Annotated in this window: 25 protein-coding genes; 16 read left to right on the top strand and 9 right to left on the bottom strand. The window is 62.5% G+C overall.

Going from position 1 to position 23,209, the window contains the following annotated elements; all coding sequences use genetic code 11:
* Nucleotide 1 precedes the first annotated feature (1 nt).
* Genes F3Y30_RS03875 through deoA form a run of 4 tightly spaced genes read left to right on the top strand, consistent with a single transcriptional unit; the run spans nt 2 to nt 3,293 of the window.
* The gene (locus F3Y30_RS03875) at nt 2–394 is read left to right on the top strand and encodes a cytidine deaminase (protein WP_203425232.1); all 393 of its coding nucleotides are present in this window, start codon (nt 2–4) and stop codon (nt 392–394) included.
* Nucleotides 391–1,203: a purine-nucleoside phosphorylase gene (locus F3Y30_RS03870; RefSeq protein WP_203425231.1), complete on the top strand. Its 813-nt coding sequence runs from the start codon at nt 391–393 to the stop codon at nt 1,201–1,203. Before F3Y30_RS03875 ends, F3Y30_RS03870 begins: the two co-directional genes overlap by 4 nt.
* Nucleotides 1,196–1,969 (top strand): deoxyribose-phosphate aldolase, encoded by a 774-nt coding sequence (deoC, locus tag F3Y30_RS03865; RefSeq protein ID WP_203425230.1) that lies wholly within the window; start codon nt 1,196–1,198, stop codon nt 1,967–1,969. Before F3Y30_RS03870 ends, deoC begins: the two co-directional genes overlap by 8 nt.
* A gap of 10 nt (nt 1,970–1,979) precedes the next feature.
* Complete coding sequence (deoA, locus tag F3Y30_RS03860) at nt 1,980–3,293, top strand: thymidine phosphorylase (protein ID WP_203425229.1); 1,314 nt, start codon at nt 1,980–1,982, stop codon at nt 3,291–3,293.
* Here the strand turns inward: deoA and F3Y30_RS03855 are convergent.
* From F3Y30_RS03855 to F3Y30_RS03825, 7 genes are all read right to left on the bottom strand, one after another.
* Nucleotides 3,283–3,825 carry a TIGR02281 family clan AA aspartic protease gene (locus F3Y30_RS03855; RefSeq protein ID WP_203425228.1) on the bottom strand — a complete coding sequence of 181 codons (543 nt, stop codon included), beginning with the start codon at nt 3,823–3,825 and terminating at the stop codon, nt 3,283–3,285. The genes deoA and F3Y30_RS03855 overlap by 11 nt on opposite strands.
* Nucleotides 3,826–3,946: 121 nt before the next feature.
* Nucleotides 3,947–4,576 carry a uracil phosphoribosyltransferase gene (gene upp / locus F3Y30_RS03850; RefSeq protein ID WP_203425227.1) on the bottom strand — a complete coding sequence of 210 codons (630 nt, stop codon included), beginning with the start codon at nt 4,574–4,576 and terminating at the stop codon, nt 3,947–3,949.
* Between the two features lie 132 nt (nt 4,577–4,708).
* Nucleotides 4,709–5,677 (bottom strand): adenosine deaminase, encoded by a 969-nt coding sequence (locus tag F3Y30_RS03845; RefSeq protein WP_203425226.1) that lies wholly within the window; start codon nt 5,675–5,677, stop codon nt 4,709–4,711.
* Nucleotides 5,674–6,903 carry a phosphopentomutase gene (locus tag F3Y30_RS03840; RefSeq protein WP_203425225.1) on the bottom strand — a complete coding sequence of 410 codons (1,230 nt, stop codon included), beginning with the start codon at nt 6,901–6,903 and terminating at the stop codon, nt 5,674–5,676. Before F3Y30_RS03840 ends, F3Y30_RS03845 begins: the two co-directional genes overlap by 4 nt.
* 189 nt (nt 6,904–7,092) lie before the next feature.
* Nucleotides 7,093–7,665: a TadE/TadG family type IV pilus assembly protein gene (locus F3Y30_RS03835; protein ID WP_203426474.1), complete on the bottom strand. Its 573-nt coding sequence runs from the start codon at nt 7,663–7,665 to the stop codon at nt 7,093–7,095.
* Nucleotides 7,666–7,733: 68 nt separating this feature from the next.
* A complete protein-coding gene (locus F3Y30_RS03830; protein ID WP_203425224.1) occupies nt 7,734–8,348 on the bottom strand; it encodes a TadE/TadG family type IV pilus assembly protein in 615 nt (204 codons plus the stop codon).
* 125 nt (nt 8,349–8,473) lie between these two features.
* The gene (locus F3Y30_RS03825; RefSeq protein WP_203425223.1) at nt 8,474–8,863 is read right to left on the bottom strand and encodes a pilus assembly protein N-terminal domain-containing protein; all 390 of its coding nucleotides are present in this window, start codon (nt 8,861–8,863) and stop codon (nt 8,474–8,476) included.
* A 392-nt stretch (nt 8,864–9,255) separates the two neighbouring features.
* Between F3Y30_RS03825 and F3Y30_RS03820 the strand changes: the two genes are divergently transcribed.
* The 9 genes from F3Y30_RS03820 (at nt 9,256) to F3Y30_RS03780 (ending at nt 18,457) form a co-directional block, all read left to right on the top strand.
* A complete protein-coding gene (locus F3Y30_RS03820; RefSeq protein ID WP_203425222.1) occupies nt 9,256–9,426 on the top strand; it encodes a Flp family type IVb pilin in 171 nt (56 codons plus the stop codon).
* A gap of 272 nt (nt 9,427–9,698) precedes the next feature.
* On the top strand, nt 9,699–10,211 hold the full coding sequence (locus tag F3Y30_RS03815) for a prepilin peptidase (protein WP_203425221.1): 513 nt from the start codon (nt 9,699–9,701) through the stop codon (nt 10,209–10,211).
* A 225-nt stretch (nt 10,212–10,436) separates the two neighbouring features.
* The gene (gene cpaB, locus F3Y30_RS03810; protein WP_203425220.1) at nt 10,437–11,249 is read left to right on the top strand and encodes a Flp pilus assembly protein CpaB; all 813 of its coding nucleotides are present in this window, start codon (nt 10,437–10,439) and stop codon (nt 11,247–11,249) included.
* Between the two features lie 13 nt (nt 11,250–11,262).
* Nucleotides 11,263–12,807 (top strand): type II and III secretion system protein family protein, encoded by a 1,545-nt coding sequence (locus F3Y30_RS03805; RefSeq protein WP_246752860.1) that lies wholly within the window; start codon nt 11,263–11,265, stop codon nt 12,805–12,807.
* A gap of 13 nt (nt 12,808–12,820) precedes the next feature.
* The gene (locus F3Y30_RS03800) at nt 12,821–13,564 is read left to right on the top strand and encodes a CpaD family pilus assembly protein (protein ID WP_246752859.1); all 744 of its coding nucleotides are present in this window, start codon (nt 12,821–12,823) and stop codon (nt 13,562–13,564) included.
* 31 nt (nt 13,565–13,595) lie between these two features.
* Complete coding sequence (locus F3Y30_RS03795) at nt 13,596–14,885, top strand: CpaE family protein (RefSeq protein ID WP_203425218.1); 1,290 nt, start codon at nt 13,596–13,598, stop codon at nt 14,883–14,885.
* A 42-nt stretch (nt 14,886–14,927) separates the two neighbouring features.
* A complete protein-coding gene (locus tag F3Y30_RS03790; protein ID WP_203425217.1) occupies nt 14,928–16,424 on the top strand; it encodes a CpaF family protein in 1,497 nt (498 codons plus the stop codon).
* Between the two features lie 22 nt (nt 16,425–16,446).
* Complete coding sequence (locus tag F3Y30_RS03785) at nt 16,447–17,457, top strand: type II secretion system F family protein (protein ID WP_203425216.1); 1,011 nt, start codon at nt 16,447–16,449, stop codon at nt 17,455–17,457.
* 16 nt (nt 17,458–17,473) lie between these two features.
* Entirely contained in the window at nt 17,474–18,457 is a 984-nt protein-coding gene (locus F3Y30_RS03780; RefSeq protein WP_203425215.1) for a type II secretion system F family protein, read from the top strand.
* 134 nt (nt 18,458–18,591) lie between these two features.
* On the opposite strand, the gene F3Y30_RS03775 is transcribed toward F3Y30_RS03780, so the two are convergent.
* On the bottom strand, nt 18,592–19,410 hold the full coding sequence (locus tag F3Y30_RS03775) for a tetratricopeptide repeat protein (RefSeq protein WP_203425214.1): 819 nt from the start codon (nt 19,408–19,410) through the stop codon (nt 18,592–18,594).
* Nucleotides 19,411–19,546: 136 nt separating this feature from the next.
* Between F3Y30_RS03775 and F3Y30_RS03770 the strand changes: the two genes are divergently transcribed.
* The 3 genes from F3Y30_RS03770 to F3Y30_RS03760 all read left to right on the top strand — a co-directional run bounded on the left by F3Y30_RS03770 (nt 19,547) and on the right by F3Y30_RS03760 (nt 22,238).
* The gene (locus F3Y30_RS03770) at nt 19,547–20,938 is read left to right on the top strand and encodes a M17 family metallopeptidase (RefSeq protein WP_203425213.1); all 1,392 of its coding nucleotides are present in this window, start codon (nt 19,547–19,549) and stop codon (nt 20,936–20,938) included.
* Nucleotides 20,939–21,021: 83 nt separating this feature from the next.
* The gene (locus F3Y30_RS03765; protein ID WP_203425212.1) at nt 21,022–21,372 is read left to right on the top strand and encodes a MarR family transcriptional regulator; all 351 of its coding nucleotides are present in this window, start codon (nt 21,022–21,024) and stop codon (nt 21,370–21,372) included.
* Nucleotides 21,373–21,383: 11 nt separating this feature from the next.
* Nucleotides 21,384–22,238 (top strand): NlpC/P60 family protein, encoded by an 855-nt coding sequence (locus F3Y30_RS03760; RefSeq protein WP_203425211.1) that lies wholly within the window; start codon nt 21,384–21,386, stop codon nt 22,236–22,238.
* A 4-nt stretch (nt 22,239–22,242) separates the two neighbouring features.
* On the opposite strand, the gene F3Y30_RS03755 is transcribed toward F3Y30_RS03760, so the two are convergent.
* Entirely contained in the window at nt 22,243–23,202 is a 960-nt protein-coding gene (locus F3Y30_RS03755; RefSeq protein WP_203425210.1) for a glyoxylate/hydroxypyruvate reductase A, read from the bottom strand.
* Between the last annotated feature and the right edge of the window lie 7 nt (nt 23,203–23,209).

Raw genomic sequence — 23,209 nt, 5'->3', positions numbered from 1 at the left:
AATGTCCCACGATCTGTTCGAAGCGGCGCGCGACGCGATGGCGTTCGCCCATGCGCCCTATTCGAAGTTCCCGGTCGGTGCGGCTATACGTGCCGAGGACGGCAAGATCTATACGGGTGCCAACATCGAGAACATTTCCTTCCCGCAGGGATGGTGCGCAGAACCGACCGCGATCAGCCGCATGATCATGGGCGGTGCGAAGAGGATCGTGGAGATGGCGGTGATCGCCGAGAAGCTGCCGCTCTGCCCGCCCTGTGGCGGCTGCCGGCAGAAGATCGCGGAGTTCGCCTCGCCATCCACCCGGGTCTATCTGTGCGACGATGCGGGCGTGAAAAAGACCATGACGATGGACGAACTGCTGCCCCACAGCTTCGCCACGGAGACGATCGGATGAGCGCCTCGACCATAGACCACCTCGTCCCGCGGCTCGGGGGAATCGCGCCGCTGTACGGCATCGTGCTCGGCTCGGGCCTCGGTTCACTGGTCGATTCCGTCGAGAATGCCGTGCGCATTCCCTATTCCGAACTTCCGAGCTTTCCCATCGGCTCGGTTTCCGGCCATGCGGGAGAGCTCGTTGCCGGCACTCTGGGGCAGGCGCCCGTGGTGATGCTTTCGGGACGTGTCCACTACTACGAGAAGGGCGACGCAAACGCCATGCGCGCGCCGATCGAGGCATTGAAGGGCCTTGGAATCGACTCCTTGATCCTCACCAACTCCGCCGGTTCGCTTCGCGAGGACATGCCGCCCGGATCGGTCATGCAGATCACCGACCACATCAATTTCTCCGGCACGAACCCGCTGATCGGCCTTGATGGCGACGAGCGTTTCGTCGGAATGACCAACGCCTATGACGCTGAACTCGCCTCTCGAATGCGACGCGCGGCAGCCATCACGGGCGAGGAGCTCGTCAGCGGCGTTTACATGTGGTTCTCGGGTCCGAGCTTCGAGACCCCGGCCGAGATCCGCATGGCACGGATACTCGGTGCGGACGCCGTCGGCATGTCGACCGTGCCGGAAGTTCTGATCGCCCGGTCTCTCGGGCTCAGGGTCGCAGCTGCCTCCGTGATCACCAACTACGGGGCCGGCATGACCGGCGCGGAGCTCAGCCACCATGAAACGAAGGACATGGCCCCGATCGGCGGCAGGCGGCTTGCCGCCATTCTGACCGCGATGATCGGCGGCGGAGACAACGACAATGACTGAAATGACCCCACGCCAGGTTGCCGCAAAAGCGCTCTCCCTGCTCGACCTTACCAATCTGGCGGATGATTGTGATGCAGCGGCCATCGAGACCCTGTGCGCCCAGGCCGTCACCCCCTTCGGACACGCGGCGGCGATCTGCATCTGGCCGCGCTTCGTCGCACAGGCACGCGGCACCCTCGGTCCCAACAGTGCCGTGAAGATTGCAACGGTGGTGAACTTCCCCTCCGGAGACCTTCCGGTAGAAACCGTGGTCGCGGAAGCGCGCCAGGCGATCGCCGACGGCGCTGACGAGATCGATCTCGTCATTCCCTACAAGGCGCTCCTTGCCGGCGACGAAGCCGCCGTCAGGACGATGGTGACGGCCGTTCGCGACGTCTGCGCCCCGCCGGTCCTTCTGAAGACCATCCTCGAAACCGGCGAGCTGAAGGATCCGGGCCTGATACGCAACGCGTCGCATATCGCGATTTCCGCGGGAAGCGACTTCATCAAGACCTCGACCGGCAAGGTGCCGGTGAACGCCACGCTCGAGGCGGCCGACATCATGCTGAATGCCATCCGCGAGAGCGGACGCAATGTCGGGTTCAAGCCCGCTGGCGGCGTCAGGACTGTCGGTGATGCCACGCTCTATCTCAACCTCGCGGCGACGATCCACGGTCCGGACTGGGCCATTCCGTCCACCTTCCGCTTCGGTGCCTCAGGGCTTCTGAACGACATTCTCGCTATGCTTGACGGCCGCGGGCACTCCACGTCCGCCAGCGCCTATTGAGCCTGTTGCCATGCTCGCCCAGGAGACCATCCGCCGGAAACGCGACGGCGCGACGCTCTCGCCAGACGAGATAGCCGCCTTCATTCGCGGACTGACGAACGGGACGGTAGCGGACAGCCAGATCGCGGCCTTCGCCATGGCGGTCTGGTTCAAGGGCATGTCGTCGGCGGAGACGGTGGCCCTGACGCTCGCCATGCGCGATTCGGGTGACGTGCTGGACTGGAGCGAACTCGACCGGCCGGTCGCGGACAAGCACTCCACCGGCGGCGTCGGGGACAATGTCTCGCTGATGCTGGCGCCGATCGCCGCTGCCTGCGGCCTCGCCGTTCCCATGATCTCCGGCAGGGGACTGGGCCATACGGGTGGAACACTGGACAAGCTTGAATCGATCGCAGGCTATACAATTCACCCGTCCACCGCCCTCTTCCGGAAGACCGTGCGCGAGGCGGGCTGCGCCATCATCGGCCAGACATCCGATCTCGCCCCAGCGGACCGCCGCCTCTATGCGATCCGGGACGTAACCGCCACGGTCGATTCCGTGCCGCTGATTACGGCTTCCATTCTTTCGAAGAAGCTCGCAGCCGGTCTCCACTCGCTGGTCCTCGACGTGAAGCTCGGCAACGGCGCCTTCATGACCGATCGAGGCGAGGCAGACTTGCTCGCCCGGTCGCTCGTCGATGTCGCAAACGGGGCCGGCGTGAAGACGTCCGCCCTAATCACCGACATGGACCAGCCGCTCGCGGATGCGGCGGGCAATGCGGTGGAACTCGCAAACTGCCTGGCCTTCCTGCGGGGAGAGAAGACCGGCACGCGACTGGAATCGATCGTCCTCTCCTTCGCCGCGGAGATGTTAACGGTGTCGGGCCTCGAGAGCGATCCGGCGACGGCGCGCGCCAAGGCCGAAAGGGCGCTTTCGAGCGGTGCAGCGGCCGAGACCTTCGCCCGCATGGTGCACATGCTCGGCGGACCGGCGAATTTCCTGGACAGGCCCGCGGCGCACCTGCCTATCGCCCCCGTCATCGTCCCGGTCACAGCACCGACGTCCGGCCACCTGGCGCAATGCGATACCCGCGGCATCGGCGTCGCCGTCATTCAGCTGGGTGGCGGCCGGACCCTGCCCGACCAGCGGATCGACCACAGGGTGGGTTTTGACAGCCTGCTGCCGCTTGGAACATGGGTGGAGAAGGGGCAGGAGATAGGCCGGGTCCACGCGGCAAGCGCTTCAGAGGCGGAAGATGCCGCAAACCGCCTGCTGGAGCTCTACACTATCCGGCCGGATGCCTCCGTGCAGCGACCGGAGATCGTCGCGCGCATCAGCGCATGAGGCGCATCTCTTTTCCTTCGACATGATAGGACGAGATACCCTTGAGGAAGTTCATGCCGATCAGCGTTCCCGAAAGCGACTTGTCGTCGAGAACCATCGCCCCGACATTGTCGACGCTGATCGAACCGATCCCGATACGATCAAGCCTTACGTAGGCTGCCCGGGCCTTGCCGTTCGCGGTGTCGACCGCATAGCGGAACTCTATTTTCTTGCGCGGAACTCCAAGGCGAAGGGCCGTCGACAGGTTGATTGCGACCATGCTCGCGCCGGTGTCGATCATGCCCTGCTCCTTGCGGCCATTGATCGTGAAGAGACCGCTGAAGTGCCCGTTTTCGTCCGCGACGATGGTCGCACCCCTGTTGCCAGTGTAGCGGGCCTGCGAAACCGGCGCGGCCGGCTGGACTTCGTTCGCGGCAGAACGTTCCTGGTCCCGCCCGGCCGTTTCGAGATACGACTTTGCGAGCCCGGGGCATAGTAAGCGGCGGCGGCAAGACCAGCGGTCAGGACGAGGCTTCGAACGAGCATGGGGCAATCTCCGTCAGGGAATTGTCCCGAATTAGCACAAGGCCGCTAATTTCCCGGAAACCCTGACGGCTGCCGCCCGCCTTTTCCCCGCGGATCTGCCCGCATGGTTAGAAAAGCGTTAAGCGCTCTTACTTCGTCCCGTACATGCGGTCGCCTGCGTCGCCGAGGCCCGGCATGATGTAGCCCTTGTCGTTCAGGTGGCTGTCGATCGAAGCTGTGAACACCGGCACGTCCGGATGAGCTGCGCGGAAGCTCCTGATCCCTTCCGGCGCAGCCAGCAGGCAGAGAAACCGGATGTTGCGGGCACCGCGCTCCTTGAGCTTGTCGATTGCGGCAATCGCCGAATTGCCCGTCGCGAGCATCGGATCGACGACGATGACGAGACGCTCGTCCAGGCTGTCCGGAGCCTTGAAGAAGTACTCGACGGCTTCGAGGGTCTCGTGATCGCGATAAACGCCGATGTGGGAGACACGCGCCGAGGGGACCAGCTCCAGCATGCCTTCCAGAAGGCCGTTTCCGGCCCGCAGGATCGAGGCGAAGACCAGCTTCTTGCCTTCCAGGATGGGAGCGTCGATCGCCTGGAGCGGAGTTTCGATGCGCTGTGTCGTCAATTCGAGATCACGCGTGACCTCGTAACACAGCAGGGTCGAGATTTCCCGCAGCAGACGCCGGAAGCTTCCCGTCGACGTCTCCTTCTTGCGCATGATGGTCAGCTTGTGCTGCACGAGCGGATGATCGATGACTGTTACGCCGTCCATTGGCAAACCTTCCGGGTAATCTGTTGAACCCATCCTTTTTCCACGGAATCCCCCAACGCCGCAAGAGACGGGGCGATCCACATTCCGTCGTCCCCAACCCTGTGCTCCCTTGGAAGCGGGATCTGGGAGCGGCTACAGCCGGGAGAGCAGGAGGGTCCGCGTCGCCTCATCGACGAAGGCGGCCTCGATTGCAGTACGCGTCATGGCGTCGATCTCCCGGTCGCTGAAGCCCATCATGGTCGAGGCGATCTCGTATTCGCGGGCGAGCGAGGTGTGGAAGAACGGAGGATCGTCGGAATTGAGCGTCACCCGCACGCCAGCGTCGTGAAGCGCCCGCAGGGGATGCCCTTCGAAGCTCGGGAACACCTTGAGCGCGATGTTGGATCCCGGGCAGACCTCGAGCACCGTACCTTCCTCGGCAAGCCGTTCGACCAGGGCGGGGTCCTCGATCGCGCGGACTCCGTGGCTGATGCGCGAGGGCCTGACGAGATCCATTGCATCGCGCACGCTTTCGGCGCCCACGAGTTCACCGGCATGGATGGTGATGCCGAGCCCCGCGTCGCGAGCGATTTCGAAGGCGCGGACAAAGTCGGCGACCCTGCCCATGCGTTCCTCACCGGCCATATTGAAACCCGTGACGAGCGGGTGTGGATTGCGAAGTGCGTAGGTTGCGGCCCACTCCACGCGCTCCGGTCCCTTGTGTCTCAAGCCCGAAACGATCATCCGGCCCTCGATGCCGGTCTTCGCCCGTGCCGCCTCCACGCCCGCCGCAAGCCCCGCGACATAGTCGTTCGCCCCTAGTCCAATACTCTCCGCATGATCAGGAGAAATGATCAGCTCACTGTAGATCGTTCCAACCTCAGCGAGCTCGGTCAGATATGTCTCTGCGAGAAGCGCATAATCCTCTTCGTTGCGGAACAATCCGGCGGTCCGGTCGTAGGCATGGAGGAAGCTCGTGAAGTCCTTCCAGACGTAGGAGCCGTCCTCGATGAAATGCCAAGTATCGACACCGTACTTTTTCGCCTGCGCAAGCGCCAGAGCCGGGGAAACCGCGCCTTCGACGTGGCAGTGAAGCTCAGCCTTTTTCAATTCCGCGGTCACAGGAAGCTCCGTCCATGCGGCCCCGGCGGAATGCCGAGGTGCCTTGCCACCGTCTCGCCGATATCGGCGAACGTCCGGCGGGTCTCGATCAGCCGGGAGCGGATGCCCGGCCCGAAACAAAGTAGGGGCACGCGCTCGCGCGTGTGATCCGTCCCGCGCCAGGTCGGGTCGCAGCCGTGGTCCGCGGTCAGGATGACGATATCACCCTGTTTCAGCTTGCGGTCCACTTCGGGAAGACGGCGATCGAAGGCTTCGAGCGCGGCCGCATAGCCGGCGACATCGCGGCGGTGGCCGTACATCATGTCGAAATCTACGAAGTTGGTGAACACGAGATCGCCGGGTTGAGCTTCGTCCATCACGGCCAGTGTCGCATCGAACAGAGCCATGTTTCCATTGGCCTTGGTCAGCTTGCCAATGCCACGGTGCGCAAATATGTCGCCGATCTTGCCGACGGCATGGACGGTACGTCCGCCCTCGGTCATCCGGTCGAGAAGCGTCGGTTCCGGCGGAGGCACGGCATAGTCCCGCCTGTTGCCGGTGCGCTCGAAGCTTTCGGGCGAATAGCCGACGAAAGGCCGGGCGATGACCCTACCGATACGCCCGCCCGGCCGCTCGTCGAGCAGGGCGCGAACCGTCTTGCTGAGTTCGAGCAGCCGATCGAGCCCGAAGTGCACTTCATGCGCTGCGATCTGGAAGACGGAATCAGACGAGGTGTAGCAGATCGGCTTGCCCGTCCGGATATGCTCGAGGCCCAGGCGGGCAATGATCTCCGTTCCGGAGGCGTGGCAATTGCCGAGGATCCCGGGCACGCCAGCCGCCGCGCAGATCGATTCCACGAGCTCCTGATCGAAGGCGTCGCCCTCCGAGGGAAAGTATCCCCAGTCGAAGTTCACCGGCGTGCCGGCAATCTCCCAATGTCCCGAGGGCGTGTCCTTACCCCGGGAAATCTCCGAGGCGGCACCATGAACTCCGAAGACGCGGCTTGGCACGGTCATTCCGCGCGGAAAGGCCCCCGTCGCTGCGCGTGCCGCATGCAGGAGTCCGAGCGCGGACATATTGGGGAGCGACAGCGGTCCTTGGCGCAATCCCGCGCGATCGGCCGCACCGGCTGCACAGAACTCGGAAATATGGCCCAGCGTATCGGCACCGAGATCGCCGAACTCGGCAGCATCGGGTCCTCCCCCGATGCCGAAGGAGTCCAGTACGAAGAGGAAGGCTCGCGCCATGTTTCACCCGCGGTTAGAGCAATGGGCGTTCGAAAGGAACCACGCTGGTTCGGCACACCCGCCGACCATGCAAACCCTACGGTCTGCAGCATCACCTGTGCGGCGGCAGTTCGCTCGCGAACGCTACGCAAGACGCCAGAGATGACACGGGCGGGGTGATGGATTCAAGCGAAAACGGGCTCCCGTCGATCAGCTGCAGTCGCAGGTCACGGCGGTACCCACGCGCTGATGGAAGTAGCTCGTCTTGGAAAGAGGGATCTCCGTCAATGTCGATCCCTTAAGTCCCGGCATCATCAGCAGGACCTCGTGCGGCACTGAAAACTCGGTGCGCACCAGGAACGTGTCCTTTGCTTCGAGGTCCGACGGAAGCGTCACGCTGGAGTTCTTGGTGTAGGGCACCGTCCCGGTGGGCGTGGTTCCTACCGTTGTGACAGTCCATCCACGCGACCACGACACTGTGGCGACGCCGGTCGAGGATACCGCGATCCCCGTAATCTTGAGGGTGTAGAGCCCCGCCGAAAAAGGCGCAACAACGCTTTCGGCGAGGGTCGGCATGGTATCGAGCGTGGTGGTCGTCACCGACTGCTGCTGGGTGATGAGGTCGGATATCGTACTGGAGGCACGGCTGACCTTGCGATAGACGGTCATGGCGACGGAGATTTCGAAAGCACCGACGTAGAGCATGATGAAGAGCGGAGCAACGATTGCGAATTCAACCGCGCCGACACCCCGACGATCGGCGACCAGCGCACGCATGCGCATGAGTACCCCGGAGGCGCGCCCTTCCTTCGGCCGGAACCAATGCATCGATTTCACCCGACCGCCGCCCTTCATGGATAGTTCTCGTTCTGAACCACAGTCGCGTCGACCATCAGATATCTCCGGGTCGAACCGTCGGTCGGCTTGAGGTTGGTGATGTAGGGACGGATCAGGTCCGTCATGATATCCCACTTGTAATAGGCCCGCACGACATTGATCGTCTGCTTGCCGCCCGGCGCAAAGCTGAACGCGCTCGTGTCTAGGTCCCCGTTGGTGAGCGGGACAACCGTGGACTTCTTCACGTCTGCAAAGCTCGAGAAAGTTCTGACATCAAGGAAGAGCTTCGAGGGTGTCTTCAGTTCCGCTTCGGAGCACGGCATGAGAATGGAGATTTCCTCGCAGAACGCCTTCCTGTAGTCGGCCGCCTTGAGGTCCGTGGACTTGCCCAGACCGAAAGTGATTTCCCCGGTACGGATCTTGCGCGCCATCGTCTGGTTGGCATTCGCAAGCAACTGCTCCCCCATGTAGGCAACGAAGGTTTCGGCCGAGGCGAACACGATCATTACGAAGGGAATGGAAAGAAACGCGAACTCGATCGCAGCCGCACCATCCCTGCGACGGAGAAACCGCCGAAAGAGATGCCCGCCCCAATTCCGCCTGCCTGCAACCTGCCGATCAACCGTCATAGCGATCCGTCTTCCCTGTGCGCGAGGAAAACCTTATGCGCAGACCGTTTATTTTTCGTGTCCGCACTCGATTGCAATTGAACGGCTTCCCGCTTTTGCACGCGGCACGGTTGTCATGAGCAGGATCAGTTGGAGGCCGTTTTCTGGCCGGAGGAGTGCTGCTCGCAGTTGGGCGTGCAGGACAGAACGGAACGAATCGTCTGACGGTACATGCGCACCGTGTTGCCCTCGTCGATCGATACGAGGATGCGCTCGTCCGCGATGGTGTTTCCGTCCACGTCGAGAAGGACGAGGTTCGTCGTCCCGAAGCTGCGCCCGGTCAGCACGATCGTCTTGGCGTCTGCAACCGTCGCGTCGGCCACATCGGCGTTGCCGATGATGACCTTGCTGACCGGCCTGTCGAGCTTCAGCACCCGGGCATGATCCATGTATACGCGCAACAGGGCGTCGTCAGCATGTGCGGCGGTGGACAGCAGGAACGACTGGGCGACGAGCACTCCCAAAAGTTGACGCATGGTGCGGACGCTCGCTGATGTCCTGAGGCGCATATCAAGGTTCCCGATATCGTGACTGCGCGGAAGCATCCCTCTTTTTGGTGAATGAAGGCTTAATGGTTTCACAACCAGTGGATTTTCCGCGGAAGTAGCAGAAAGGCCATGCGCGCGCGGACGGATGGGCGTTCCCGATCAGCTGCACAGTGACTGTACTCCACTACACGCATTGCATGCAAAATTCGTCGCGTCCGTTCACCAATTCTTGACTCTAAAACCCGGTCCTGCCCGTTAACCCTTGAATAACCTACTTCTTTAAGCCGGTGGCAATTCGCTGTCTGTAGGTTGCAGTCATCCGAACAACGGAAACAGTTGGCGGAACTGCTGAACCAACACCTGAAGCTAGGAGACTTCACATGACCAAGATTTTCGCACGCTTTATCAAGGACGAGTCTGGTGCAACCGCTATCGAGTATGGCCTGATCGCCGCTCTGATTTCCGTCGCCCTGATCACCGGTGCAACCGCTCTCGGCGGCTCGCTGAACGAAACGTTCTCGGATCTGTCCGACGAGCTCGAAAAGCACTAATTCCGACGAGGACGCGCTTCGCGTCCTGTCCGAAAGGCCGCTCCAACCGGGGCGGCCTTTTGCTTTTGTGGCAGGTCCACGGACCCTGTCGTGAGGTGATGGTTTCGCCCCGCACGCCATCTCATCGGATTGAAGCCCGGCTTTTCCTTAGACCGGCCCAACATCCGAAAGATATGCCCCACCGCTTTTGGGGCCACCCCAACCTCTCGCTTTGCCATTTCTTAAGGTCGCGATCGTAGGTTGGTGTCGCCCGAAACAAAGAGAGCATCGACATGACCGAGGCAGTAATATTCGTCGTATTTCCGCTCTGCCTCGCCATCGCGGCCCTTTCCGACATGTTCACGATGACGATCCCGAACCGCGTTTCGGCGATCCTTCTCGCCAGTTTCGTCCTCGTCGCACCGATGGCGGGCCTGGGGCTTACTGAAATCGGGCTACATCTTGCCGCCGGCTTCCTGGTCTTCGCGGTATGTTTCGCGCTCTTCGCCATGAATGTCATGGGCGGGGGTGATGCCAAGCTCCTGACGGCGAGCGCCGTCTGGTTCGGCATGAACTTCTCCCTCGTCTCATTCCTTATTCAGGTTGCCTATCTCGGCGGTATCCTCACCCTCGTCCTGGTCATGATGCGGTCGAAGTCGAATTCGATCCTTGCCTCGGGGCTCCCCGTCCCGGACCACCTGCTGGTTGCGAAGAAGGTGCCGTACGGGATCGCGATCGGCATCGCGGGCTTCCTGGCCTATCCGTCTTCCCCCCTGATGATCGCAGCGCTCGGCGGCCTGCGCTAAAAGGCTCTGGTCATCTCCCCTGCCAACGTTCCGCGCGCGTTTGGTTGTCGCCCGACTCATTCGCGCGGGCCATTTACGTTTCCAAAAAAACTGTCGCACGGACCAGTACGAGGGGGCGTGACCGAAACCAACCGTTAACCATGACGGTAAGCGAGTCATTAACCATAATTACACCTTTGCCGTTCAATGTGGCCAAACAGAATACTGGGGCCTCAGGGAACGAACATGAAACCCGTGCGAATCATCATACTGGCAGTGGCCGTCGTATCCGCCGGCGTCGCCGGGCTGCTCGCCCTGCAGCTGGCGCGCGGCAACAAGATCAGGGTGACGCAAACCGAGACGGTCGTAGAGCGCGATCCCAGCATCAAGGTGCTCACGGCGAAGGAGAGCCTTCCCATCGGCTCCCGTCTCAATGACGATACCCTGCAATGGAGCCCCTGGCCCAAGAGCGCCGTCGTTGAAGGTGTCATCACCGCCGACGACAGGCCGGACGCCATCGAAAAGCTCAACGGTGCCATCGTGCGCATGCCGATCTTCAATGGCGAGCCGATTCGCCAGGAGAAGATCGCGGACGCCAACAGCAAGATCATGTCGTCGCTGCTTCCATCAGGCAAGCGCGCGGTTGCAACCGAAATATCGGTCGCCACGGGTGCGGGCGGCTTCATCCTGCCGAATGACCGGGTCGACGTGATCATGGTCCGCCGTGACACGAACGGCACGTTTCTCACCGAGAACGTGTTGAACAACGTCCGCGTGCTCGCCATCGACCAGCAGATCAAGGAAGCCGAGGACGGCTCGAAGACGGTGCTCGGCACCACTGCGACCCTTGAGCTCACGCCCGACCAGGCAAAAGTCATAACCGTGGCGCAGCAGGTGGCCGACCGCCTCACGCTGGCGCTCAGAAGCGTCGCCGACGCCCAGGAAACCGATACCGAAACAGCCGATTACCTGCTGAGCGGCAGCTCCGGCCAACCGGCTATCCAGGTGATCAAGACCGGCGCGATCGTCAATGCCACCCCCGCGGCCGCCGAGAAATAAGCAGGAGCTGAACGTGCTTGGATTCGGAAAAAGATTTCGTGCTTCTGTAGCCGGTGGAACCATCCTCTGCCTGGCTGTCTCGGGCTTTCCCGCGGCGATCGTCCCTGGCGGCTATGGCATCGCCACGGCGGAGGCAGCTGCCTCGGTCGTCAGGATCTCAGAGAGTGGTCCCGGCGCAAGGAAGACAATCAAGCTCGGCCTGAACAAGGCGATTGTCGTAGACCTTCCGGAAGACGCCCATGACATCCTGGTCGCGGACCCCGCCAAAGCCGACGCCGTGACCCGCACATCGCGGCGCATCTACGTTTTCGGCAAGTCGATCGGCCAGACCAACATCTTCGTCTTCGGCGCAGGTGGCCAGGAGATCGTCAGCATCGATCTCGACATCGAACGCGACGTGGCCGGCCTCGAGGCGCAGCTGCGCCGCTTCATTCCGGATTCGAGCATCGATGTGGAGATCATCTCGGACAACATCGTGCTCAGCGGCAATGTCCGCACGCCTCAGGACGCCATGCGCGCGGAAGAACTTGCCAGGGTCTTCGTCAAGGGCGGTGAAGCGACGACGCGCACGGTCACGGCGCAGGGCGACAACGGCGACGCCGCGATTTTCGGCGAAGATCGTCAGGAATCGCAGATCGTCAACATGCTGACCATCGAAGGCGAGGATCAGGTCACGCTGAAGGTGACCGTCGCCGAGGTGAGCCGGCAGGTCCTCAAGCAGCTCGGCTTCAACGGTTCGGTCACCGGCAACAACGGCGGCATCCTGTTCCGCAACCCGACAAACCTTGGCAATGCCATCGGCGTCGGCATGACCGGCAGCGCCACCGGAACGATCGGCGAGTTCGGCATCTCCAGCTACCTCAACGCGATGGAGCAGGCCGGTGTCATGAAAACACTGGCAGAACCGAGCCTCACGGCGATTTCCGGCCAGCAAGCCAAGTTCTACGTTGGCGGCGAATACAGGCTCGCTGCCGAACAGGAAGTGGCGCAGGATAGCGGCAACATCGAGGTCACCCGCTCGACCGAGACCGTCGAATACGGAATCGGGCTCAACTTCAAGCCAGTCGTGCTTTCGCCGGGTCGCATCAGCCTCCAGATCGAGACCGACGTTTCGGAACCGACGTTCGAGGGCTCTGTCGTGACCGGCAACAGCAACCGCCAGGTCCCCGGCTCGACTTACCTTTCCATCCGCAGAAGAGAGGCGTCGACCAGCGTCGAACTGCCGTCCGGCGGATCGATCGTGATCGCCGGCCTGGTACAGGACAACATCCGCCAAGCCGTGTCCGGACTTCCCGGCATTTCGAAGATCCCGATCTTCGGCACGCTGTTCCGTTCGAAAGACTTTATCCGCAACGAAACCGAGCTGGTCATCATCGCCACGCCGTATCTCGTTCGTCCTGTCGCCCGCAACGAACTCAGCCGCCCCGATGACAATTTCAACGCCGCCAACGACGCCGCCGGCTACTTCCTCGGCAGGGTGAACCGGATTTACGGCCGCAAGGAAGCGCAGCTTCCCGCCGGCAATTATCACGGTTCAGTCGGCTTCATCTACAAGTGATCGGGTAACGGACATGCACCAGACCATTCTCACGGCCCGCACAGCCACAAGGGTTCAGACCATGCCGCACAATGGCGCGAACAGACTTCGCCTGGCGCTCGCAACCGCAGTTCTGCTTTCGGTGGCGGCCCTCAGCGGATGCGGTACCAATCCGGACGGAACCGCGACGGGGTCGATCCCCGACGACTACCGCACTCGCCATCCGATCGTTCTCAGCGAGGACCAGCACACGCTCGACGTTCCGGTCGCTTCCGGCGATCGTCAGCTGACGATGGCGATGCGCGACAACATCCGCGGTTTCGCACAGGACTACCGGTCAAAATCGCGCGGCGTGATCCAGGTCATGGCGCCGAGCGGCTCATACAATGCCGGTGCCGCCGCGCAGATCCGCAAACAGATCCGGTCGACCCTGATCGCTGCGGGCGTTCCGAAGACACAGATCATCGAGACGAGCTACGCGGCTTCGGCTCAGGGTGACGCGGCACCGATCCGCCTCTCCTTCGTCGCCATCACGGCCCAGACCAACACTTGCGGCCAGTGGCCGGAAGACCTGGTCGACAACACGTTCCAGAATCGCAACTACTACAATTTCGGCTGCGCATCGCAGTCCAACATGGCAGCACAGATCGCCAATCCAATGGATCTGGTAGCACCGCGCGGCATGACCCCGATCGACGCGGCAAACCGCGTACAGGTCATCAACGACTATCGCGGCACCAGCTCCGATTCGACCACGATCAGCATAACGACGAACTGACCCTCAAACGCGGGATCAAGCGGGAACGACCATGAACACGATCGACTACGGCATCGAAAGCAGGATCGGCGCGGAGGACCTTCCGGACGACGGCGCGCGTTCGATCGATCTCGAGAGCGTGCGCCCTCTCCCGCGGATATCGGTGCATGCCTTCTGCGAAAGCGAAGCCATGCTTCGGGTCATGGAGCGATCCGGCAGCGATCGCCGCATGGCGAAGGTCAATCTGCGTATCAACAACGGCGGCATCGCGGCCGCCGCGAACATGTTCGCTTCCGCCCCCACCCCCAATCTCATCATTCTCGAGACCTCTACGGAGCCGGGCGCGCTGATGGCGGAGCTGATTCCGCTGGCGGAAGTCTGCGATCCCACGACCAAGGTCGTGATCGTCGGGCACCACAACGACATCTCGCTCTATCGCGAGCTGATCCGCAACGGGATCTCGGAATACATGGTCGGTCCCGTCGGGATGGCCGAAGTCTTGGGCGCGATCGCGACCATATTCATCGATCCGGACTCGGAGCCGCTCGGCAAGACGATCGCCTTCATCGGCGCCAAGGGCGGAACGGGATCCTCCACTATCGCGCACAACTGCGCTTGGGGGATATCCAACCTCTTCTCCACCGAAGTAATCCTCGCCGACCTCGACCTTGCGTATGGAACGGCAAACATCAACTTCGACCAGGATCCGCCGCAGGGCATCGCCGAGGCAGTCTATGCGCCGGAGCGCCTGGACGAAGTATTCCTGGACCGCCTGCTCACCAAGTGCTCGGAGCATCTTTCGTTGCTGGCCGCCCCCTCGATGCTCGACAGGAGCTACGACTTCGATCGTTCTTCCTTCCAACCCATTCTCGAGATCCTGCAACGTAGCGCGCCGGTCAGCGTTCTCGACGTGCCGCATGCATGGTCGGAATGGACGCGCGTCCTTCTTTCGGAAGTGGACGAGATCGTCATCACCGCGGTGCCCGATCTCGCCAACCTGCGCAACGCCAAGAACATGGTGGACGCACTGAAGAAGCTGCGCCCGAACGACAAGGCACCGCATCTGATCCTCAATCAGGTCGGTGTCGCCAAGCGGCCGGAGATCAGCCCTGATGACTTCGCAGGTCCGCTGGAGCTCCAGCCGATCGCAATCATTCCCTTCGACGCTCCGCTTTTCGGGACGGCCGCCAACAGCGGACGCATGATCGCGGAAATGGACCGCAAGGCCCCTGCTGCCGAAACCTTCTCGCAGATCGCGCACGTGGTGACCGGCCGCGCGGCGGTCAAGAAACCGAAGAAGGCCGGGTTGGGCAAAGTCCTTGGAATGCTCGGCCGCAAGTGACGCCCCGCGAGGGCGATGACGAAAAAGACTGGATGACAGAAGATGTTTGGCAAACGCGGAAATGAAGGCTTCCCAAAAAGCGGCGGAATTGTTCCTCCGGCGCAACAAGCCATGCCGCCCGTTCCCGCACCCGCGGTTGCCGAGCGCGCGATGGCGGCGACCTTGACCGCGCCGCCGCGGGAGGCCGCGGCAGCGCCCGCCCCTCAGGCACATCAGCCGCCAGCACCCTCGCCCGCTCCCAGGAAGCGCCCGGCGCGGACCGAGGACTACTACGATACCAAGAGCCAGGTCTTCTCGGCGCTCATCGACACGATCGATCTCTCGCAGCTCGCCAAGCTCGACACGGAAAGCGCGCGCGAGGAAATCCGGGATATCGTCAACGATATCATCACGATCAAGAATTTCGCGATGTCGATCTCCGAGCAGGAAGAGTTGCTCGACGACATCTGCAACGACGTGCTCGGCTACGGGCCGCTGGAGCCGCTGCTCGCCCGGGACGACATCGCCGACATCATGGTCAACGGCGCGGGCAAGACCTACATCGAAGTGGCCGGCAAGGTGCAGGAGTCCGAAATCCGCTTTCGCGACAACGCCCAGCTGCTTTCGATCTGCCAGCGCATCGTCAGCCAGGTGGGAAGGCGCGTGGACGAATCGAGCCCGATCTGCGACGCGCGCCTGCCCGACGGCTCGCGCGTCAACGTGATCGCTCCGCCACTGGCGATCGACGGCACCGCGCTGACGATCCGCAAGTTCAAGAAGGACAAGCTGACGCTCGACCAGCTTGTGAAATTCGGCTCCATCACGCCGGAAGGTGCGACGCTCCTCCAGATCATCGGCAGGGTGCGGTGCAATCTCGTCATCTCCGGCGGTACCGGCTCCGGCAAGACGACGCTGCTGAATTGCCTGACCCGTTACATCGACGAGGACGAGCGCGTCATCACCTGCGAAGACTCAGCCGAACTGCAGCTGCAGCAGCCGCATGTCGTACGTCTTGAAACGCGCCCGCCGAACATCGAAGGCGAAGGCGAGATCACCATGCGTGACCTCATCAAGAACTGCCTGCGTATGCGTCCCGAACGCATCATCGTCGGCGAAGTGCGCGGACCGGAGGTGTTCGACCTCCTCCAGGCCATGAACACCGGCCACGACGGATCGATGGGCACCATTCACGCCAATACGCCGCGTGAGTGCCTGAGCCGCATGGAATCGATGATCGCGATGGGCGGCTATACGCTCCCGGCCAAGACGGTACGCGAGATCATCGCCGGTTCCATCGACGTCATCATCCAGGCGTCCCGCCTTCGCGACGGTTCGCGACGGATCACCCACATCACCGAGGTGGTGGGCATGGAAGGCGATGTCATCGTGACGCAGGATCTGATGCGCTTCGAGATGGACGGGGAAGACGCGAACGGTCGCATCATCGGCAGGCACAGAGGCACGGGCATCGGCAAGCCCCACTTCTGGGATCGAGCCCGCTACTTCAACGAAGACAAGCGCCTGGCTGCCACGCTCGACACAATGGAAAAGCCGCAATAGGGAACGCACGGGGCCAATCGGCATGTTCGGAATCGACATCTCCATCATAGCGATCGTCGTATTGGCGGCCGTGGCAGCGGCCGGCCTCTGCTATGCCCTTCTGTTCTCCCGGATCGAGACGGACAAGAAGACCGAAAGCCGCGTCCGGCGCGTGAAATCCGCTGAAACCGACCAGGCGAAGGTCAAGGCGGCGCGGGATCGCGTCCAGGAGATGTCGAAGCGACGCAAGTCGGTTCAAGACTCCTTGAAGGACCTGGAAAAGAAGCAGAAGGAACAGAGCCGAAAGTCGGCTCCGACTCTCAAGGCCAAGCTGTCACAGGCAGGCCTGCGCATCAGCATCACGCAGTTTTACATCATCAGCGGCCTCTTCGGCCTGTTTCTTTCGGTCGCCAGCCTGATCGCCGGCGCTCCCCTTCTCGTCTGTGGCGGGCTCTTCATCATCGCCGCCGCCGGCTTGCCGCGCTGGGCGGTCAACTTCCTCGTCAAGCGGCGGCTGGACAAGTTCCTCGAGGAATTCCCGAATGCGCTCGACATCATGGTTCGCTCGATCAAGTCGGGACTTCCACTGACCGACGCCTTGCGGCTGATCTCCGCCGAGGGTCAGGAACCGGTTCGCTCCGAGTTCCGCCGTGTGGTCGAATCGCAGCAGATGGGCCTCTCCGTTCCGGAAGCCTGCACCCGCATGTTCAACTTCATCCCGCTCCAGGAAGTAAACTTCTTCTCGATCGTGATCGCGATCCAGAGCCAGGCGGGCGGCAATCTTTCCGAAGCGCTCGGCAACCTGTCGCGCGTGCTGCGCGAACGGCGCAAGATGCGTGCAAAGGTAAGCGCCCTTTCGATGGAAGCGAAGGCGTCGGCAGCGATCATCGGTGCGCTCCCCTTCATCGTCGCCTTCCTCGTTTATCTGACCTCGCCCAACTACATCATGGTTCTCTTCACCGACCCGCGTGGGCACCTGATTCTCGGTTGCTCCGGCATCTGGATGAGCATTGGCATCCTGATGATGCGCAACATGATCAACTTCGACATCTGAAAAGGAAGCCCGCGCGATGTCCGGCCTGGTCACCACGCTCACAGATCCCAACGTCCTGTTGCCGGCCTTCGTGGCCCTCGCGGTGCTCGCCACCTTCTACACGCTCGCGGTTCCCTACTTCGAGCGTGGCGACATGGAAAAGCGCATGAAGGCCGTGGCGCTGGAGCGCGATCAGATCAGGGCCCGCGAACGGGCGCGGCTGAACGCCGAAACTTCGCAGAGCAAGGCAAGCCTGCGCGGGCAGAGCAACACATCCGTCAAGCAAATCGTCGAGCGCCTGAACCTGCGCGAGGCGCTGGCGGACACCGGTACGGTGAACAGGCTGCGCTCAGCGGGCTATCGTTCCCAGAACGCGCTCAACGTGTTCCTCTTCGCGCGGTTCGTTCTGCCCTTCGTCTTCTTCGCCGTCGGCGCGTTCTACATATTCTATCTCGGTTATCTCGGCGACAAGCCGATGCCCATGCGGATCCTCGCCTCCGTGGGCATCGCCTATCTGGGTTTCTACGCTCCGAACATCTTCATCTCCAACAAGGTTTCGAAGCGCCAGCTGTCCATCAAGCGCGCCTGGCCGGACGCACTGGATCTCCTGCTCATATGCGTGGAGGCGGGCATCTCGATGGAGGTCGCTTTCAAGCGCGTCGCCGACGAGATTGCGATCGCCTCGACGGAGCTGGCAGAGGAACTCATCCTGACAACTGCCGAACTGTCATTCCTCCAGGACCGGCGCATCGCCTACGAAAACCTCGGCATCCGCACAGGCCTCGACGCCGTCAAGTCGGTGACACAGGCGCTGATTCAGGCGGAGCGCTACGGTACGCCGATCGCGCAGGCGCTTCGGGTTCTCGCACAGGAAAGCCGCGACACGCGCATGAACGAAGCGGAGAAAAAGGCTGCAGCCCTGCCGCCGAAGCTGACCGTGCCGATGATTCTCTTCTTCCTGCCCGTGCTGATCGCCGTCATTCTCGGCCCCGCAGGCATCCAGGTTTCGGACAAGTTCTGAGGAAAGCGACGAGCCGTTGCTCCGGCATGCGGAGGCGAACGCCTGGCGTCGGCGTTCCGGATATCAAAGGCGAGGGGAGACCGGCAGCCTGCCGGGAACATTGCAAGGAACAGACGGGGCCTTCAGGCCCCGTTTCAGTTCGTGTTGCCGCTGTCGTTGCTGGCAAGCTTCTGCCAGGAGTTCTGCTGGGAGAGCATACCGCGCAAGTAGGCGACGTTCGCCTCGGCCTGTTCGGCCGTCAATTCCTGCCGGGCGATGGTCTCGGCTTCCTGGAAACGACCCTGAAGGCCGATCGCCAGCGCAAGGTTCTGTCTTACGCTGCTGTCCGCGCCGGGCTGGGATGCAGCGGACCGAAGGTAGGTCTCAGCGGTGCGCAGATCGCGCGTCAGCAGGTAGGACATGCCGAGGTTGGAAAGCACCGACGGCTCGTTCGGCTTGAGGTCGAGCGCCTCGCGATAGCGCTGGCGCGCTTCTGTGGAACGGCCGAGTTGGTCGAGAATTGCTCCTTCGGCGGACTTCAGCTTCCAGTCCGGAAGATCCGGCGTCTGGGCGCGTCCGATAGTGGAGAGAGCCTGCTCGAGCTGGCCTGCCGCAGCCTGCGACTTGCCGTAGGCCGCGAGCACTTCCCGGTCGGCGGGATGGAAGATCGCCACCTGTTGCATTACCGCCAGTGCCTGATCGTTGCGGCCGGTCATGCGCAGGAGGTTGGCATAGTCCAGACCCGCCTGCCTGTCCTTTGGGTTCGCCGCGTAGGTCTTTCCGACACTCTCGGCGGCGCTGCGCAGCTCCGTGGCGTTCATTTCGGCGACGGGTCTCGATGAAGAGGACGTTCGGGCGATCGAGCCGGTCGTCTCGTTGCTGCGTGTCGTTGCGCAGCCGGCGAGCGACAGGACGAGTACGCCCAGGCAGGTTCCGCGCACAAGACGCTTCCTGAACGACGATATGCCAGCCATGTGTTTTCCCCGAACCGTTATTTCCGTGCGAACGGTGCCCCGACGCAATCGCGCCACAATCCTCGCTCCAGCAATAGTCTGTTAACCCTAATAGAATGTTAATGCCCTGATCTCGGACATCCGCAAAGGCTTGAAAATGGCTCCCTACCAGTTCATCGAACGTCCCTCCCCGTTCAATTCGCGCGGCGGCAAGACACTGCCGATCTTCGCGATCACACCGGCGCATATCGAAACGGGAACGATCGACCCGATTGCACTCGACTGGGCAAAAAAGGCGGGATTCAAGGCCGAATCCGGCGCGCTTCTGCTGATCCCCACCGAAGACGGGCATCTCGGCGGCGCCCTGTTCGGCCTGGGCCGCACGCCCTCGGAAGCACCCTTTCTGACGGGCAAGCTCGCCCGCACGCTGCCGGCGGGCGACTGGCACATCGAGACCGCCCCATTGACGGCGAACCGCCTCGCGCTTGGCTACGGCCTCGGAAGCTACCGCTTCGATCGCTACAAGCCGTCGAAATCGGAAGCGCCGACGTTGCTGCTGCCGGCGGACGCGGATGCGGCGGATATCAAGCGCCAGCTCGCTGCGGTATTTCTGGCACGCGACCTCATCAACGTGCCGACCAACGACATGGGCCCGGATGCGCTCGAGGAAGCGTTTCGCGCGCTTGCGGATCACTACAAGGCGAAGGTCAGCGTCGTCGCGGGCGACGATCTCCTCAAGGAGAACTTCCCGCTGATCCACACCGTCGGTCGCGCGTCCGCCGAGGCCCCGCGCCTGCTCGAACTGCGATGGGGCAAGAAGGGCCACCGGAAGGTAACGCTCGTCGGCAAGGGCGTGTGCTTCGACACCGGCGGCCTCGACATCAAGCCGGCCTCCTCGATGCTGCTGATGAAGAAGGACATGGGCGGGGCTGCGAACGTCATGGGCCTCGCGCTCATGATCATGGACGCCAAGCTTAAGGTTGACCTTCGCGTTCTCGTTCCCGTGGTCGAGAACTCCATTTCGTCGAACGCGTTCCGGCCGGGCGACATCTATCGCAGCCGGAAGGGGCTCACTGTCCAGATCGACAACACCGACGCGGAAGGCCGTCTCATCCTTGCCGATGCGCTGGCCTATGCTGACGAGGAAGAGCCTGACCTGATGATCGACATGGCGACGCTCACCGGCGCCGCCCGCGTCGCTCTCGGGCCGGATCTACCCCCCTTCTACACGGACGATGGCGACCTTGCCTATGAGCTCGGCGAGGCAAGTCTTGCCGTCGATGACCCGATGTGGCGGATGCCCCTCTACATGGGATACGACAAGGACGTTTCCGCGCGCATCGCGGATCTTACCAACGCACCATCCGGCGGTATGGCGGGCTCGATCACAGCCGCGCTGTTCCTCAAGCGCTTCGTCACACAGACGAAGAGCTGGGTGCACTTCGACATTTTCGGCTGGGCGCAGTCCGAACGACCACACTCGCAGGTCGGAGGCGAAGCGCAGGCTATACGTGCCCTTTACCATTACCTGCGCAAGGTGACCGGCTAGGAGAGCGGCGCCGGCATTGCGCCGGCTACGGCTCCGTATCGGCAACGCGAAGGCGTTGCCCCTGCATTCGCCGGGAGGTTTTCGTGTCGCTAGAGCTTACCGCAACCCAGGCGCTTGGCCTCTGGCATGGCGTGTCGCTTGGACAGGTGCAGCTCGACGGGCGTGATCTGACGCTGCGGCAGCTCGCCATCCTGCTCGAGATCTATCTGGTTCCTCCCCCGCACACCGTGCGGGGGCTCGCGTCCAAGCTCGGCGTCACGAAGCCGGTGGTCACCCGCGCGCTCGATTCGATGGGAACGCTGGGCCTCGTCACACGCAATCGCGACGAACAGGACCGGAGAAACGTCGTCGTCAAGCGGACGGTGGAAGGCGCCCTCTATCTTGAAAGGCTCGGCGATCTTATTATCGGCCGGGGAAAATTGCTGACGCCCTGAAGAGGTCTGTAATGAATGCGCTGCCAGATCGACGTCTAAATGCCTATCGGCCGGATCTGGCCGAGGAGGCTCTTCGCGGCGTGGTCACCGCCGAGCGTTTCACGGCAGGAGCGCCTGCCCATGTGAGCCTGCCTGTCGCGCCGCTTCGTCCGCGTCCTGACATTACGACCGGCATCGACACCGAACTGCTCTACGGAGAGGCCGTCCGCGTGCTCGATCGCGCTGGCGGCTGGTGCTGGGTGAAATCGGAATTCGACGGCTACGTGGGATACGTACCCGACGAGGCGGTCACGGATTCTCCCGTCACGATCACGCATGTCTTGGCGGTGCCGCGTTCCTTCGCCTATACGGGGCCGGACCTCAAGACGCCCTCGGCGTTCCCGCTCTCGCTTGGAAGCGGTCTCACGATCGTCGGCGAGAGCGAGACGCGCGGAACCCGATACTTCCAGCTCCAGAGCGGCCACTCGATCGTGGCCGCGCATTGCGTGCCCGCCGGCGCGCGGATTGCCGACGATTACGTTTCCGTTGCGGGACGTCTTCTCGAGACACCCTATCTGTGGGGCGGGAGGAGCGCTTTCGGCATCGACTGCTCCGGCCTCGTCCAGCTCGCCATGATGATGACCGGGCGCACCGTCCCGCGCGATTCGGACATGCAGGCTTCGGGATTGGGCTCGTCGATCGAACGCTCCGAACTGAAGCGCGGTGATCTCGTCTTCTGGAAGGGGCATGTCGCCATCATGGAAGACGAAAAGACCATCATCCATGCGAACGGGCATACGATGAGCGTTGCGCGGGAGGGGCTCGAGGAGGCGATCGAGAGGATCGGCTGGCTGTACCAGCAACCGACCGGCTACCGCAGGCCCTGAACGGTCAGTAGCCGGCTTTTCGATCCACGACATGCGTAAGCGGCTGGCCGCTTTCAAAGCGCTCGATCTGTTGCTCGACCTGGACAAACAGCGCCTTGACGTCCGAGGCGGCAGCGGCGTGCGGTGTCAGGAACACCTTGTCCATCGTCCAGAGCGGGCTCTCGAGCGGCAGCGGCTCCTTCTCGAAAACGTCGAGAGAAGCCCCGTGGAGTACGCCGCTCTGCAGCGCGGATACGATATCCGCCTCCACCTGGCTTGCACCGCGTCCGGCATTGATGAAGACCGGAGCGCCGAAGGGTCCCTTGCGGCTCAGCTTAGAAAACAGCTGCGCATCGAAGATCCCGGTCGTCTCGGGGGTGTGCGGCAGCAGGCCCACAAGGATGTCCGTCCTTCCCAGGAAAGCGTCGAGCGAGGCCGCATCGAAGGTCTCCATTCCCTCGATCTCCTTCTTCGAGCGCGACCAGCCGATGACGTTGAAGCCGAGCATCTGCAGCTTGCGGGCCGCGTCGAGCCCGAGAACACCGATCCCCATGATCCCGACCGTCATGTCGCTGGCCCGCGGCTGCACGAGCTCGCGCCAGATGCGCTGGCGGTTCTGGCTTTCATAAGCCCTGAACTGGCGCAGATGCAGCAGGCATTGCATGACAACCCATTCGCTCATCCAGTTGGTGAGCGTGGGGTCGACGAAGCGCACCAGAGGCACATCCGGCAGATCGGGGATGTTCAATACGTGATCCACACCGGCCCCACCGGAGAACACCACTTTCAGATCCGGTGCCCGTGAAAAGAGATCGGAGCCGGGTTTCCAGACGACGGCGTAGTCAATGCCAGCAAGATCGCGGGCCCTGCTGCCGGGGTGGGCGCGATTGATGATCTCCCGACCGGCAAATGCTCCCTTCAGCGCATTGGCGACCTGTTCCTGATCGAACCGGAGATCGATGATGACGGGGCTCTTCTTCTGCATGCGTCTG

It is taken from the genome of Sinorhizobium sp. BG8 (assembly GCF_016864555.1).
GTDB lineage: Bacteria > Pseudomonadota > Alphaproteobacteria > Rhizobiales > Rhizobiaceae > BG8.
Note: the sequence above shows the minus strand (reverse complement) of the source record. Positions and strands in the feature narration are given on the sequence as shown.